This window comes from Candidatus Zixiibacteriota bacterium, assembly GCA_018820315.1.
Classification (GTDB): domain Bacteria; phylum Zixibacteria; class MSB-5A5; order JAABVY01; family JAHJOQ01; genus JAHJOQ01.
Genome location: JAHJOQ010000121.1, coordinates 39,753 through 55,075 on the forward strand (window position 1 = coordinate 39,753; position 15,323 = coordinate 55,075).

Annotated in this window: 11 protein-coding genes and 1 tRNA gene; 10 read left to right on the top strand and 2 right to left on the bottom strand. The window is 51.6% G+C overall.

Annotated elements, in window-relative coordinates:
* Nucleotides 1-177: 177 nt before the first annotated feature.
* Entirely contained in the window at nucleotides 178-1,023 is an 846-nt protein-coding gene (locus KKH67_12135; GenBank protein ID MBU1319929.1) for a DUF2807 domain-containing protein, read from the top strand.
* Between the two features lie 118 nt (nucleotides 1,024-1,141).
* Nucleotides 1,142-1,525 carry a hypothetical protein gene (locus KKH67_12140; protein ID MBU1319930.1) on the top strand — a complete coding sequence of 128 codons (384 nt, stop codon included), beginning with the start codon at nucleotides 1,142-1,144 and terminating at the stop codon, nucleotides 1,523-1,525.
* A gap of 29 nt (nucleotides 1,526-1,554) precedes the next feature.
* Here KKH67_12140 and KKH67_12145 read toward each other — a convergent pair whose 3' ends face one another.
* Nucleotides 1,555-2,103, bottom strand: a complete 549-nt coding sequence (locus tag KKH67_12145; GenBank protein ID MBU1319931.1) for a GNAT family N-acetyltransferase — start codon at nucleotides 2,101-2,103, stop codon at nucleotides 1,555-1,557.
* Nucleotides 2,103-3,491 (bottom strand): tyrosine phenol-lyase, encoded by a 1,389-nt coding sequence (locus KKH67_12150; GenBank protein ID MBU1319932.1) that lies wholly within the window; start codon nucleotides 3,489-3,491, stop codon nucleotides 2,103-2,105. The genes KKH67_12145 and KKH67_12150 overlap by 1 nt, the downstream gene beginning before the upstream one ends.
* Before the next feature lie 142 nt (nucleotides 3,492-3,633).
* Between KKH67_12150 and KKH67_12155 the strand changes: the two genes are divergently transcribed.
* From KKH67_12155 to KKH67_12190, 8 genes are all read left to right on the top strand, one after another.
* Entirely contained in the window at nucleotides 3,634-4,068 is a 435-nt protein-coding gene (locus KKH67_12155) for an Rrf2 family transcriptional regulator (protein ID MBU1319933.1), read from the top strand.
* Between the two features lie 30 nt (nucleotides 4,069-4,098).
* Entirely contained in the window at nucleotides 4,099-5,028 is a 930-nt protein-coding gene (gene cysK, locus KKH67_12160; GenBank protein ID MBU1319934.1) for a cysteine synthase A, read from the top strand.
* A 233-nt stretch (nucleotides 5,029-5,261) separates the two neighbouring features.
* A tRNA-Ser gene (locus KKH67_12165) sits at nucleotides 5,262-5,348 on the top strand.
* A 114-nt stretch (nucleotides 5,349-5,462) separates the two neighbouring features.
* Nucleotides 5,463-6,560, top strand: coding sequence for a tyrosine-type recombinase/integrase (locus tag KKH67_12170; protein MBU1319935.1), 1,098 nt, complete (start codon nucleotides 5,463-5,465; stop codon nucleotides 6,558-6,560).
* A gap of 743 nt (nucleotides 6,561-7,303) precedes the next feature.
* Entirely contained in the window at nucleotides 7,304-8,257 is a 954-nt protein-coding gene (locus KKH67_12175; protein MBU1319936.1) for a substrate-binding domain-containing protein, read from the top strand.
* Between the two features lie 6 nt (nucleotides 8,258-8,263).
* On the top strand, nucleotides 8,264-9,784 hold the full coding sequence (locus tag KKH67_12180) for a sugar ABC transporter ATP-binding protein (GenBank protein ID MBU1319937.1): 1,521 nt from the start codon (nucleotides 8,264-8,266) through the stop codon (nucleotides 9,782-9,784).
* A gap of 8 nt (nucleotides 9,785-9,792) precedes the next feature.
* A complete protein-coding gene (locus tag KKH67_12185) occupies nucleotides 9,793-11,175 on the top strand; it encodes an ABC transporter permease (protein MBU1319938.1) in 1,383 nt (460 codons plus the stop codon).
* Between the two features lie 3 nt (nucleotides 11,176-11,178).
* Nucleotides 11,179-15,111: a chitobiase/beta-hexosaminidase C-terminal domain-containing protein gene (locus tag KKH67_12190; protein MBU1319939.1), complete on the top strand. Its 3,933-nt coding sequence runs from the start codon at nucleotides 11,179-11,181 to the stop codon at nucleotides 15,109-15,111.
* The last annotated feature ends 212 nt before the right edge of the window (nucleotides 15,112-15,323 follow it).

Genomic DNA, 15,323 nt, shown 5'->3' on the forward strand with positions numbered 1-15,323 from the left:
TCCTGCCCTTACGTTGGATCAGTGATGTGACATATCATGAAATTGTACGCCGCAAGCCCCCTTTCGTTCGCACATAGATTATGACAACTTTTCTGCCTGAGTTTGCGTACACAAGATTGCTACTGTTGAAATTAATTCGGCGACGGCAAGGCTTGCCGGAGCAGAGGGAGGTATACCATGTATTCGCGTTTATTGCATTCAATTCTTGTAATCGCGCTAATTGTCAGTCTGCCGATCACAGCATCGGCCAGGAAAATCCGTGGCTCGGGAGAGGTGGTAACGGAGAATCGTGATGTGTCCGGCATTGACGGAGTGGAGCTTGCCACGATCGGCACACTTCATATCGAAATCGGAGATACCGAGAAACTGACCATCGAGGCCGAGGACAATCTGATCGAGTACTTCGATACAGAAGTGCATGGCGGCACACTCGTTATTGATAACAATAGTCGGTTAAGTCTGCATCCACGGAAACCGATCCGCTATTTTCTCACCGTTAAGGAACTGAAAGACATCGAGATATCGAGTTCCGGAGGCATCGAAGCTCCCGACATCAAGACCGAACGGTTCCGCGCTACCATCAGTAGCTCAGGAAATTTCCAGGCCGGCAATTTGGAAGTCAAATCTCTCGATATACGAATCAGCAGTTCCGGCAATGTCGAACTCGGAGAAGTGATTGCCCAGGATATTGAAATCGATATCAGCAGTTCCGGTGATGTGACGCTCGAGAGTCTGAATGCCAAGATGCTCATTGTCGATATAAGCAGCTCCGGTGACATAGAAATCTGGGGTGGCCATGTCGATGAGCAGGAGGTCACTATCAACAGTTCCGGCGATTACATGGCCAAGAGACTTGAGAGCAACACCGCGCAGGTCTATTCCGGATCGAGCGGAGATGCCACAATCTGGGTAGTTGAGGACCTCGAGGCTCGTCTAGGCTCCAGCGGTGATGTTAACTATGCCGGCGACCCTCAAGTAAGAGAAAGAGCTGGGTCCTCCGGCAGGGTGCGCCACATCCGTTGAAGACATCTCATTGACGTATGGATTTGAGCGGGTATATTTCTTCACGACGATGATTCGATACGGATTATAGTCTCCTGTGTAAGCATCGTCTGGCGCACAAAACAAGAGGAGGTAGCGCTTGGACAAGCATATCACCATTATCGGGATTCTCTACATTGTCTTTGGAGTGCTTGGTCTGCTGGCCGCAGGTGTAATCCTCGTTGTCATTGCGGGCAGTGGATTAGTCTCAGGTGATCCGGAGGCAATGGCGATAACCAGTATTGTGGCTATCGCGGTGTCCGGATTTCTTGCAATCATTTCGGTACCGGGAATCATAGGCGGGATATTCCTGCTGAAGCGGAAACCATGGGCGAGAATTTTCGTGCTGGTTCTCGGATTCCTGAATCTGATCGATCTACCGTTCGGAACGGCGCTCGGCATCTACACGATATGGGCACTCATGAATGATGAGACGATTCGCCTCTTCGGGCAGGGAATAGCTGTAGTGCCGTCCACGAATTAGAGACTTTCCCCGGATGGGGACGCGAAAGACTATTCCTTTCTTTCTCGCCATTCGGAATCGAGGATTGCGAACAGCAGCGAGTCCCACCATCTGTCATGCATCCAGCGGCGATTCTTGAACCGTCCCTCTTCCCTCATCCCCAGACGATCCACGAGTTTGCATGCAGCGTCGTTCTCGGCGATACATTCCGCAAGGACTCTGTGCAACTTCAGTTCATCGAATCCGAATTCCAGCATTCTGGTTGCCGCTTCGACAGCATAGCCCTGGCTCCATTCCGATGGGTCCAGACCGACGCCGAGGTCGGCCTCGCCAAGTTCCGGATTCTGCACACGCAGGCCAACCGTGCCTACGACACGACCATCTTCGGGCAGGACTATTGCCAACTGGTATTTCTGGCGAGGTGATTCACCGCTCCATTCAATGAACTCATTTATCAGCCTGCGGACATTCTCCTCACCACCAACCGGAATATGATAGTATTCCGTATGCGCCGGGTCGGACATATACGAATAGACTGCATGCCAGTCATCAGCCTCAAAATCCCGGAGCAACAATCGTTCTGTTTTGATCTGCACCATTAGATCGGCTCGAATCTTGCCTGGAAGAATCGGAGATACTTCGGCTCATAAACCATCTTAAGGCCCTTGATCCTGTCACGGTTCTCGTATAGCTCGATTACCGCCTCTGCAGTAACATCCATATGCGCCTGCGTATAGACACGCCTCGGGATCGTCAACCGCACCAACTCAAGCTTCGGATAGCGGTGATCTCCGGTCTCCGGATCGCGGCCTGCCGAGACAACTCCGCGCTCCATCGATCTGATTCCAGCTTCGACATACAATTCCGCGGCAAGCACCTGCGCCGGAAATTCATTCTGCGGCACATGCGGAAGAAATCTCTTCGCGTCAAGAAACACTGCGTGGCTTCCAATCGGTTCTACGATCGGTACTCCTGCATCGAGCAACTTGCCTCCCAAATACATTACCTGTTCGACACGCGCCCGAATGTGTTCGTGATCCACGGATTCGCCAAGACCGATTGCGACGGCTTCCATATCACGGCCAGCCATCCCGCCGTACGTGTGAAGTCCTTCATATATGACGACCATATTTCGAGCCTGATCGAATAAGTCCGGGTCGTTGACCGCCAGGAATCCGCCGATGTTCACCATCGCATCTTTCTTAGCTGACATTGTGCAGCCATCGGTAAGATCGCAAAGTTCTCTGACAATTTGCGCGACCGACTTGTCCTGGCAGCCTGACTCGCGCTTCTTGATGAAGTACGCATTCTCAGCGACACGTGTAGCATCATGAATAATCGGTATGCCATGCTTAAGCGACCACTCTCGGACTTTCTTCAGATTCTCGAGGCTGATCGGCTGTCCGCCCGCCATATTCACCGCGGTTGCTATCGATAGATATGGAATCTTCTCTTTGCCGACTTTCTCCAGAAGCCTGTCCAGCTTCGATATATCAACATTGCCTTTAAAAGGATGCTGGTTCGTCGGATCATGAGCCTCATCGACAATCACGTCAACAAAACCGCCGCCCGCGAGCTCTTGATGCAGACGCGTCGTGGTGAAATACATATTGCCCGGTATGAAATCACCCTTCTTGATCATGATTCGTGAAATTATGTGCTCCGCGCCCCTTCCCTGATGCGTAGGGACCAGATACTTATATCCATAGTATTTCCGGACTGCTTCCTCAAGATGATAGAAATTGCGGCTGCCCGCGTAAGCCTCATCACCCATCATCATCCCAGACCACTGGCGATCAGACATGGCCGACGTTCCGGAATCAGTCAGAAGATCGATATAGACATCATCAGATTTCAGAAGAAATGTATTGTAGCCAGCTTCTTTGATAGCTTTCACCCGTTCGTCGCGAGTGGTCATCCTAAGCAACTCGACCATCTTGATCTTGAAGGGCTCGGCCCATGATTTCCGTTTCTCGGTATTACTCATGCTATTCTCCAGTCCATCCTGAACGATCCTTACTTGCTCTAATGGCATAGAACATAAAGAATTTGCCCTCGAAACTCAAATCAATTGTTGACAAAACCGAGTTCTCACATTTATTACAATAAACCGATAGGAGAAACGTAATATGGCAGGTTCTAAACTCAGTTTTGCGATATCAGCCCTAATCGAAATCTGCAAGGCCGGAATGAAAGGTCCCGTAGGAGCGCGTGAGATAGCAGACGCTACCGGGCTTTCGAAACGCTACCTTGAGCAGGTTCTTGGGCTACTAAAAAGGTCTGGAATAGTTACCAGCTCGCGCGGCAAGAACGGGGGATACGAGCTGGCTTTTCCACCCGACAGGATTAGCCTTTCGGACATCTGGCGCGCGATCCGTGAGGAGGTAACGATATCGGTCAACGAGGTAAACCAGCCGGCTCAGACCAGTGAACAATCTGGCGCAAGAGCCGTGGCATTGCTCCGAGAAGACCTATATCACCTTGTTTCAGATTACATGAATGACAAATCGCTTGGGGTGTTGGCATTGCTTGATCTGGAAGCGGACGAAATGTATCATATCTAATCTACCGGCTCTGAACACCTGGAGGACCCAATGAAAATAGCGAACTCGATGCTTGATCTGGTGGGTGGAACTCCCCTTGTCAAGCTTAGCAAGTTGAGCAGCGGCCTGAATGCCACAGTTGTCGGAAAACTCGAATTCTTCAATCCATGCTCATCGGTGAAGGACAGAATCGGACTCTCGATGATTGAAGCGGCTGAGCGCGATGGTAGAATCCGCAAGGATACTGTGATAATCGAACCAACCTCCGGTAATACCGGCGTTGGCCTGGCATTTGTCTGCGCAGTCAAGGGATACAAACTCATGCTGACAATGCCGGACACTATGAGTCTCGAACGTCGAGCTCTGCTGAAAGCTTTCGGGTGCGAACTCATTCTGACACCGGGAGCCGACGGGATGCCGGGAGCTGTCAGCAAAGCGACGGAGATAGCGAACTCAGATTCGAAGTATTTCATGCCGCATCAGTTCCAGAATCCTGCCAATGTGGAAATACATCGGCGCACCACTGCTGAAGAATTGTGGAATGACACAGATGGTAAGATCGATTTTCTCTGCTCTGGTGTCGGCACGGGCGGCACGCTGACAGGAGTCGCAAGTGTGATCAAAGAACGGAAGCTGGCATTCAAGGCTATAGCAATCGAGCCTGCTGCATCGCCGTTTCTATCTAAAGGTGAGAAGGGACCTCATCCTATTCAGGGAATCGGTGCCGGATTCAAGCCTGACATTCTCCGCATGGATCTGATCGATGAGATTGTCACAATCGAGAATGCCGAAGCCGTAGATACAACTCGCAGGCTCGTACGGGAAGAGGGTATCCTGGCAGGGATATCATCCGGTGCGATTGTCGCTGGTGCGCTCAAGGTCGCCGCTCGTCCAGAGAACACCGGCAAGCTGATTGTGGCGATCATTTGTGACACGGGTGAAAGATATCTCTCGACTCCGACATATTCGGAGCTGTCATGAGCTTTCGAATCTATCTCATCTGAGGTCTACCAAAGAGTACGCCCAAACGCGATCGTCAGCGATGCGTAGCAATCTGCCCGCCATTCATAGTGAGCGCTGGACCTGTGCTCCTGTGATTAGTCGCAGAGATGTCGCAGCTTTCTCGATCACATTTCTCGATCACATTTCTCGATCACTTTCCTGTTGCCAAGTGCCGATGCTATTGTTATACTGGAAAGCCTTTTGAATATGACGGAGAGGTGGCCGAGCGGCTGAAGGCAGCTGCCTGCTAAGCAGTTATACGTTAACGCGTATCCAGGGTTCGAATCCCTGCCTCTCCGCTTGATTTGTTGCGGCTCCTGTAAGATTATCCTAGACATAGGCTTATGACTATCCTTCTTGGACTTATGAAGTTCGTGTGCGCAAGATGTGACCAGTGAAAAGGAGTCGTTCTCATGGGTTCTATCTACAGACGAGGAAAAACCTGGTATGTTGACCTCTATGTCAGAGGCCGACGTATCCGCAGGAAGGTTGGCAGATCAAAGAAAATCGCCGTGCTTGCCCTCAAGGATGCTGAGGTAAAGGCTGCCAGAGACGAGTTCGGATTCGCAAAGAATGACATCGCCATCGAGAAGCTCCTGGCTCAGTTCTTGGAATACTCTCAGGCAAACAACTCACCAGCTACATTCACTCGTTACCGCGCAGTGCTTGATCACTTCAACGAATTCCTGAAGGATCATCAGGATGTTGTCTTTCTGTCCCAGGTCAACCCACGATTGCTCGATGAATACAAGGTCGGTCGCAAAAACGAATGGGTGAATCCGAATGGTGGCAAAGTTGAATCGGATGATGATATCACCGATCACACTCGCAAAGGCGCAAGAGCACACACGATCAATTTCGAGATTGATGTCTTCCGAACGATATTCAACCTTGCGATCAAATGGGGATACTTGAAAGAGAATCCTACGAAGGCTGTTGATCGACTGAAAGTAAAGGACTCCAAGACACCTCGCTTTCTGACCGAGAAGGAATGTCAGCTGTTGATCGAGCACAGCCCTGATCACCTCTACCCGATCTTCTTCACCTTCCTAAACACTGGCATGCGTAAGGCCGAGCTGGAGAATCTCGAATGGGCAGATATCGATCTAAAGCGCCGCAAAATCAAGATCCGCAAGAAAGACTTCTGGCATCCGAAGACGGGTGAACGAGAGATACCAGTCGGTCAGAAGTTACTCGACCTCTTAACCAACCTGAATCAGCAGAATGACCAAGGTATCAAGAGCAGTTTTGTATTCCCTGACAAGAGCGGCGGCAAGATCCGAATGAAGCTGCGAGAACAACTGATTCGCATCGCAAGGACAGCCGGCATCGAGAATCTCACTCAGCTTCATGCCCTTCGCCACATATTCGCCAGTCACCTCATGATGAAGGGCGTCGCTCTCCCCAGTGTTCAAAAACTCATGGGCCACTCCGATATCCAAACCACGATGATCTACGCCTACCTTGCACCAGACCATCTGTCAGATGCCGTGGATAAGCTGGAGTTCTGATATCCGGCACATTTCGAAGTTCGAGTCTCGTCAACCCCCGTTTATCGGACTCGAACATTGCTACCGCCGCCTCATGACGCGACCGAAACTGAAAGCGTGTGACTGTCAGCGAGTTGCAGCAGCGCGAAACCCGCCAAATCTGATGTCGTGCCCATCTTGTGACCAACGATCCTGGTTCATCCACAGGATCGGCGACCACTGCCATTGCGCTGTAGTCCTCTGACAATTCACGATGGGAGTGTATATCTTCAGGCAAAGTGGGAGTAGTGTTCTGCAACTGAAGACGCAGCTCGTCTGATGCTGGCTCCCTCTCGACAGAATCCATTTCGGCATTTCATCGCAGTTTGACTCTTTCCCTCCCTCTGCTGTCTGCGCTAATGGAGGAATCATTTTATCACTCGGTGCAGCATTGTGGAAATTTGGCGGCATGTTTTTGAAAGCTATTGTCTAAGATATCGCAATATCAGTTTCTGTCAGAAAGCTAAGTTCTGCAGTGAACACAGTGGGTGATGTGTTCCATAGATTCGTTGATGCCCTTGCTCCTTGCCGCTCCAGACGATCGAGCTTCTGTGCGGCATTCCTGATCCTGATAAGCATCTTTCCAGATCAATTTGGGATGCTCTGCAAGTCGTCATCACTCAAACCACTTGCGGATACCGGAGTTAGAACTTATCTTCTCACTGATTTGATTGAAATCATTACAGAGGCGGCTCCAACACCGAGCAAGTATCGAGGTAACCATCATGTCGCATCCAAATCCTTTGAAAGTCACAACGTCTCTGATCGTTGCAAGTCTACTGTTGTTCGGCTGCGGCGAGGAGAATGAAAGCGATCTTAAAGAGGAAGCAAAGACTATGTTCGGGGCGGGCTTGACAATAGGTGTCTCTCTGCTCACTCGTACCCATCCGTTCTATCAGGATTTGGAGGCAGGCTTGCAGGAGGCGGCTGATGAAAATGGCTACAAACTGATCATCACAACCGGTGAATTCGACGTCGCTCACCAAAAGGACCAACTTCAGGACTTCACTGTCCGAGGTGTCAATGCGATCATTGTCTCACCGTGTGATTCGCGCTCAATAGGGACTTCCATAAAAGCGGCAAATGACGCCGGTATCCCTGTCTTTACTGCGGATATTGCCTGTCTTGCCGAAGGTGTCAAGGTAGTTACACATGTTGCTTCCGACAATGTGGCAGGCGGACGGCTTGCTGCGCAGGCAATAATCGAAGCCATCAACGGCGCAGGCGAAGTTGCAATAATCGACCATCCGGAGGTGGAGTCCGTCATCCAGCGAGTCAGTGGATTCGAGGAGGAGATGTCCACTGCCCCCGAAGTCAAGATAGTAGCCAGACTATCAGGTCACGGTGTGAAGGACCAAGCGTTTAGGACTGCCGAGGATATTCTCCAGGCTCATCCGCACCTTAAAGCCATCTTCGGAATCAATGACGACACTATACTCGGTGCACTTGCAGCTATCGAGAAAGCCGGAAAGGTCAACGAAATCAAATTGGTGGGTTTTGACGCCGTTCCTGAGGCAAGGGCTGCCATTGCTGAAGGTCGGATCTATGCAGATGTCATCCAGAAGCCGCGTGAAATCGGCCGGAAGACAATTGAAGCTGTGAAGATGTATATGTCCGGCGAGACCGTGCCACCTGCAATTCTGATTCCATGCGGTCTCTTCACAGCGGCCGATGATTAGTGAATTATGTCAGTTCATTCTGATTCTTCCAATGGAATTCCCACGCGCTACAGCCACCCTCTGCTTGCCGCGCTTGAATTGACGAAGTCTTTCCCCGGAGTCCAGGCGCTCCGTGATATATCTTTTGATCTGCGCTCCGGCGAGATTCATGCTCTTGTAGGTGAGAATGGAGCCGGCAAAAGCACTCTTGTCAAGATTCTGACTGGCGTCCACATTCCCGACAACGGATCGGTTATGGTCGATGGCACTCAAGTATCATTCGGAAATCCGCTCGAAATAATGCGTCTCGGCGTGAAAGCCATCTATCAGGAATTATCGCTGGTACCCGCTCTCTCGGTGCATGCCAATCTATTCCTTGGTCAGGAGCGGACCACTGCAGGAATCATCAATGATGGGAATGAGCGACGAATTGCGGCTGATGTACTGGCAAGACTTGGTGTGGAGATAGATCCCGATGCACTTGTTCGGTCCCTCAGTGTCGCTCAACAGCAAATGGTCGAGATCGGGCGGGCGCTTGTGAGCAACTGCCGTATTCTGATATTGGATGAACCTACAGCCGCTTTGTCGCCGACGGAAGTTGCACGTCTGTTTGATATCCTGCGGGAGCTTGTTCGGCAGAAGCTCGGCATTGTTTTCATAAGTCACCGTCTCGAAGAGGTATTGCAGATTGCGAATCGTGTGACGGTCCTACGCGACGGTGCGGTAGTGACGACCCGTGAGAAGAGCGAGTTGTCGCGTCAGCAACTGATAGAATTCATGGTCGGACGCTCGCTTGAGAATGAATTTCCGACGCGGCAAAGTGCAGAAATACGCGATGGACTCGAAGTCCGAAATCTCTCTGGTGACAGAGTACATGATATAACATTCGTTGCGCATCGCGGCGAAGTGCTTGGGTTGGCTGGGCTGATGGGCTCTGGGCGTACAGAGATCGCACGATTGATATTCGGTGCTGACCGGGCGAACACCGGATCGGTGACGCTTGATGGCAGAATGGTTGATATCAAGTCGCCTCGTGACGCAATCAGGTCGGGGATATGTCTCCTGACAGAAGATAGGAAGACTCAAGGACTCGTATTGAAGCTGTCAGCTCAAGATAATTTCGCGCTGGGTAATCTGAGCCGGTGGTCGCAAAGAGGTTGGATAAATGACCGTCTCGAGAGATCGCGGTTCCGAAATCATGTTGATGCATTGCGAATCCGGTTGGCAGATCCGAAGCAGCACGCAGAAACGCTTTCGGGTGGCAATCAGCAGAAACTTCTTGTGGCACGTTGGCTGGAAGCCGAATCGCAGGTTGTTATTTTCGATGAGCCGACTCGCGGTATCGATGTCGGCGCCAGATATGAGATGTACTGCCTGATTAATGAGCTGACCTCGCTTCGAAAGGCAGTGATCGTCATTTCATCCGAATTGCCGGAATTGCTCGGAATGTGTGATCGTCTCCTGGTGATGCGACGCGGGAGAATTGCCGGTGAGATTACCGAAGTGCAAGATGCTTCACAGGAACAGGTCATGGCCCTTGCCGTGTGAACCATAACATGAGCTATCGATCCTCATTTGCACGATTCTTATCCGACTACGGCATGCTCGGTGTGCTGGTACTCCTGTGTCTGTTGTTCTCAGTTCTAACAATGTCGGATCAGCATCCCGTCGGTCGCGATGCTGCAGTCAGTTTGATTTCAGTGCTGCCTGAGCTTCCTCCCGACGCCGGAGTGGCGATCGTTGTGCAGTCAAACGGCAGCGACAGTATATTCGCCGAGACTCTATTGGACTCTCTACGAGTTCGTGGCATCGCCGGACATTTGATTGCCGGCGACCCGGCGGCAATTCGTGAAAGTCTGAGAATCCTGGCAGACGAAGGACTTTCAACCATCGCAGTAACGATGGCACTTGAGCCGATGGTCAGGGCGATACGCTCATCGGTAGCTCAGTTGAGTGAAGCACAGATAGTCACGCCTCCGGTTACGCGCTGGCCCACATTCCTGCTTGCCGACAATGTCCGGAATGTGGCGAATCAGATAGCGGTGATAGCGTTAATAGCAATCGGTATGACAATGGTCATCATTACAGCAGGCATCGATCTCTCTGTCGGCAGCCTCATCGCTCTGTCAGCAGTGATTGCGGCATGGCTCGTCGGCCAATGGGGAGGTGCGAATGCCTCGACATTCGCGATGATAGCTGCGGGAACGCTCGCAGTGATTTTCAGTGGAGCTGTCGGAGCCTTCAGCGGTCTTATGATAACGCAGTTTCGCATCCCGCCGTTCATAGCCACTCTGGCAATGATGCAGGTTGCGGCAGGTCTGGGCTATATCATTTCACAAGGTATGCCGATCTATCAACTTCCGGACGGATTCACGGCCCTTGGGCGCTCGGCTGATCCGTTGCTGAAAATTCCCTATGCAGTGCTCCTGATGATCGGTTTGTATATCGTCGCTCATCTCGTGATGAGCCGAACAACGTTGGGCCGTTACATCTATGCCGTCGGGGGTAATCCGGAGGCTGCCCGCCTCGCCGGAATACGCGTCAGTGGGGTATTGGTATTCGTTTATGTGATTTGCGGCATGTTGGCCGGGCTCGGCGGAGTTGTGATGGCTTCTCAGCTCAAAAGCGGGGCACCGACCTATGGTCTTACGTACGAATTATATGTGATCGCTGCAGTAGTTGTTGGAGGCACAAGTCTTAGTGGCGGCGAAGGCCGCATCTTCGGAACACTGATAGGCGCATTTATCATAGCAGTAATTCAGAACGGCATGAATCTTACCAATGTCGAGAGCTATACTCAGAAGGTAGTGCTTGGCCTTGTGATACTCGGCGCGGTATTGCTCGACCAATTGAGACAGCGAGGATTTCTAAAACACCTGGCTATGCAGAGAATGGCAAGAAAGCAGGTGTCTTCTGACACAGTCGAAGGGAAGGAGTAACGCATGAGAATCATAGTGAAGATATTGGTGATCTGCCTTATTCTGGGATGTATGACCAGCTTGGCACAATCGCCGGAAAATGTGGCGGGATCTGAACGACAGTTGCTGATGGTCGGGACAGCGCATCTGGATACGCAGTGGCGCTGGACTATCCAAAACACGATCAACGAGTATATTCCATCCACTTTTCGGGACAATTTCAAACTACTCGATCAGTTTCCGGGCTATGTCTTCAGTTTCGAAGGTGCTTTTCGGTATATGTTGATCAAGGAATACTATCCCGACGACTACGAGCTTCTCAAGGGCTACATCAACAGCAACCGTTGGAGAGTGATTGGCAGTTGGGTTGATGCGGTCGATGTCAACATCCCGTCATTCGAGTCTCTCGTCAGACAGACACTCTATGGCAACGGATATTTCAAACGTGAGTTCGGCAAGACCAGCCGGGATATCTTCCTTCCAGACTGCTTCGGATTTGGCTACGCGCTTCCGTCAATCGCACGCCATTGTGGTCTTCAGAGTTTTTCCACGCAGAAGCTCTCCTGGGGTTCCTCTGTAGGAGTGCCATTTGATATCGGCGTATGGACAGGAGTCGACGGCTCGTCAATTTTCGGCGGTCTCAAGCCGGGAGCCTATGTCAATCGCATTGAAGACGACTTGAGTCGCGATACTCTCTGGCTCGCCCAGATCGATAGTCAGGGAACTGCATCAGGTTTATATGCCGGATACGGATATTTCGGAACGGGAGATACCGGAGGCGCACCCGACTCGGCGTCTGTCGATTGGCTTCAGCGATCAGAGGCTAGTGACGGTCCCATCAGGGTGTGGTGTGGAGGAGCGGATGACCTTGTCGATATGGCGTTGGAAGCCGATACCAACCTCCTGCCGCATTACCGTGGAGAGCTCCTCATGACTCGTCATGGCGTTGGCTGCTACACATCCCAGGCAGCGATGAAACGTTGGAATCGAAAGAATGAACTGCTGGCCGATGCCGCGGAGAGGGCATCGGTGATCGCCTCGCATCTCAGAGGATTCAGCTATCCGGGAGAGACTCTTCGAGACAGTTGGGTACGGTTTCTGTGGCATCAGTTCCATGATGATCTCACCGGCACAAGCATCCCCGAGGCGTATGAATTCTCGTGGAGTGACGAGATACTGGCGATGAACCGATTTGCATCGGTGTTAGAGAACGCGGTTGAAGCCACAGTTTCGGCTCTCGATACGCGGGCTGAAGGAGTACCCGTTGTTTTGTTCAATCCTCTTTCGATCGAGCGGACTGATGTCGTGGAAGCATCAGTCAAGTTCAATGAGTCAACTCCTGAGTACGTGCGTGTGATTGGTCCCGATGGCAGAGAGGTGCCTTCGCAGTTGCTAAGCACAAATGGCAATGAAGTGATGCTGCTGTTCGCGGCCACCGTCCCCTCAGTAGGCTATTCCGTTTATGACATTAGATCCGCTAATAAGCCATCATCAATGTCGAACTCTCTCAAAGTCAGTACGACCGGCCTCGAAAATGAAAGATACAAGGTTGCTATCGACGCCGACGGAAATGTGGCATCGATCTTCGACAAAATGCAGCAACAAGAATTGCTTAGCGCGCCGATTCAATATCAGCTTCTCTTTGATAAGCCAAGGCAATGGCCGGCATGGGAAATTCAGTACGAGGATATTATGCAGCCCCCTCTGGCTGTGCTCGGCAACCCCGAGTCAATCGAGGTGATTGAAGAGGGACCGGTGCGCGCCGCGGTTAAGGTGATTCGGAAGATCGGCGACAGCGAATTTGCAACTATCATTCGGCTCTGTGGTGGCTTGTCTGGAGACCGTATTGAGTTCTTCAATGACGTGAACTGGTATGAGAAGGAACGCCTCCTGAAGGTCGCATTCCCGGTTACCGCTGCCAATGACAGTGTTACGTATGATCTTGGACTGGGAACAATACGACGCGGCCTGAATCGAGAGAAGCTGTATGAGGTCCCCGGGCACCAATGGGCGGATATCACGGAAGCATCCGGTGAGTATGGGGTCGCTGTGCTCAACGACTGCAAGTATGGCTGGGATCATCCCGACCGTGGGACTCTGCGACTCACGTTGATCCATACACCGGGTGTGTTTGAATCATGGATGTGGGTTGGTGACCAGAAATCGCAGGATTTGGGGCATCACCAGTTTTCATTCGCTGTCTCCGGACATCCGGATGACTGGCGGCAAACTGTGCCTTGGCAGGCGGCGCGGTTCAATCAGCCAATTGTCGCATTTCAGACCGACAGCCGTCAGGGGCCACTGGGCAAGTCATATTCATTCCTGAAGCTGGTTGAACAGTCAGATGGAGGTGATTCCGACGAACTCCCCGGAGCTTTCGTTAACTCAGTCAAGCAGGCTGAAGAGAGTGACGAGATTATCGTGCGAGTCAAGGAGTTGCAGGGACTGTTTCACAGTAGACTCAAACTGCGCTTCGCTGATGCAGTCGTTTCGGCGCGAGAGGTGGATGGTTGCGAGGATTCGTTGGACGTCGCTAAGGTGGGAAACGGCGAATTGACCTTCGATCTCAAGCCGTATCAACCGAAAGCGTTTGCAATCAGATTGCGGCAGGACGAAAATGGCGCGACTGCCCATCCTGAGTCGTGGCGCGTGGATCTTCCTTTCAACGAAGACGGGATCAGCTCTGATCGGAACCGGCTGGATGGTGATTTCGACGGTCAAGGAAATACTCTATCAGGCGACTTGCTCCCGGATCACTGCACTTTTCAAAACATTGAATTCAATCCTGGATCAACTGATGACGGTCACAACAATATGGTGGCGTGTAAGGGACAGACGATACAGTTGCCTCAAAAACCGTTCAATCGTCTGTACATTCTGGCTGCTTCGACAAACGGCCCCTCTTCAGAGACTTTCACTGTGGACAACCGCACATTCGAGGTAGATATTCCTGACTATGCCGAACCGATGGGACAGTGGAATAACCGCGTAAATGGCAGACTGCTGATGGAGGAAGCACATGAAATCGCACCCGCGTTTATCAGTCATGTGCCTGTAGCATGGTATGGCTGTCATCGTCATACGACTGACGGTGACAATGAGGCATATCGCTTCACATATCTTCATGCCTATCGCATGGGTTTTCCGAATGGCGCTCGTACTCTTATTCTGCCGGATAATCCACGTGTTAAGGTGCTCGCAATTACTGCAGCACAGTCATCGTACGCGAATGTTCGGCCGGTTGAGCCACTCTACGACATCGAGTCCGGCACCTTTGCCAGGATCTCCGCCGAACGGACCGCTTTCCTCGATCCTGTGCCTGTAACGCTATCGACCCCGATTCCGGGAGCTGCGGTACATTACACTCTCGATGGGACCGACCCAACGGAGACATCTCCGATTTATGTCGAGCCAATCACGATAGCCGCGACGTCGACTGTGAAGGCGCGAGCCATCAGACAAGGTTTCGACGACCGGTATGTCACCGCTATGTCATTTCAGAAGCTGAGTCCTCATCCGTCGCATGTGATCACTGACGTCGCGCCGGGACTCAACGCTCGGTATTTCGAAGGAAGCTGGAGCAAAGTGCCGGAATTCGATACGATTGCTGCTCTCCGCGAGTTTGTGGCGGATCAGGTTCTTCTTCCACCCTTTGCGCGTGATGAAGATTTTGGTATGACGTTCACTGGTCAGATCAACGTTCCTGCTGACGGTTTGTATGAGTTTGAGATTAGTTCAGACGATGGCAGCCTTCTCTGGATTTCCGATTCGCTGGTTGTGGACAATGATGGTCTTCATGGCGGCGGGTTTGTTGGTGGAGCAATTGCTTTGAAGGCTGGGTATCATCCGATTCGAGTATACATGTTCCAGGCCAAGGGTGATCGAGATCTGCAGATGCGACTGACGTGCCCTCAAATGCAAGGACAATCTGTACCAGCGGATTGGCTGTTCCATTGAGGGCTCGCCAGTACGGTGGCTTCTGCGACTCCGTAATCCAAAGCGCCGACGTGGCCAAGTAAGCACTCGCCGGTGAGATAGATGATTTCTTTAACCAATGTGTGATAAGGAACGACTTACTTCCAGGATCCGCCCTGATTCTGAATGCGAGCTTCATACCACAATCGCAGAGTCTCGTGTTATGCCAGCTCATATCGGAATGAGCTTCAGAG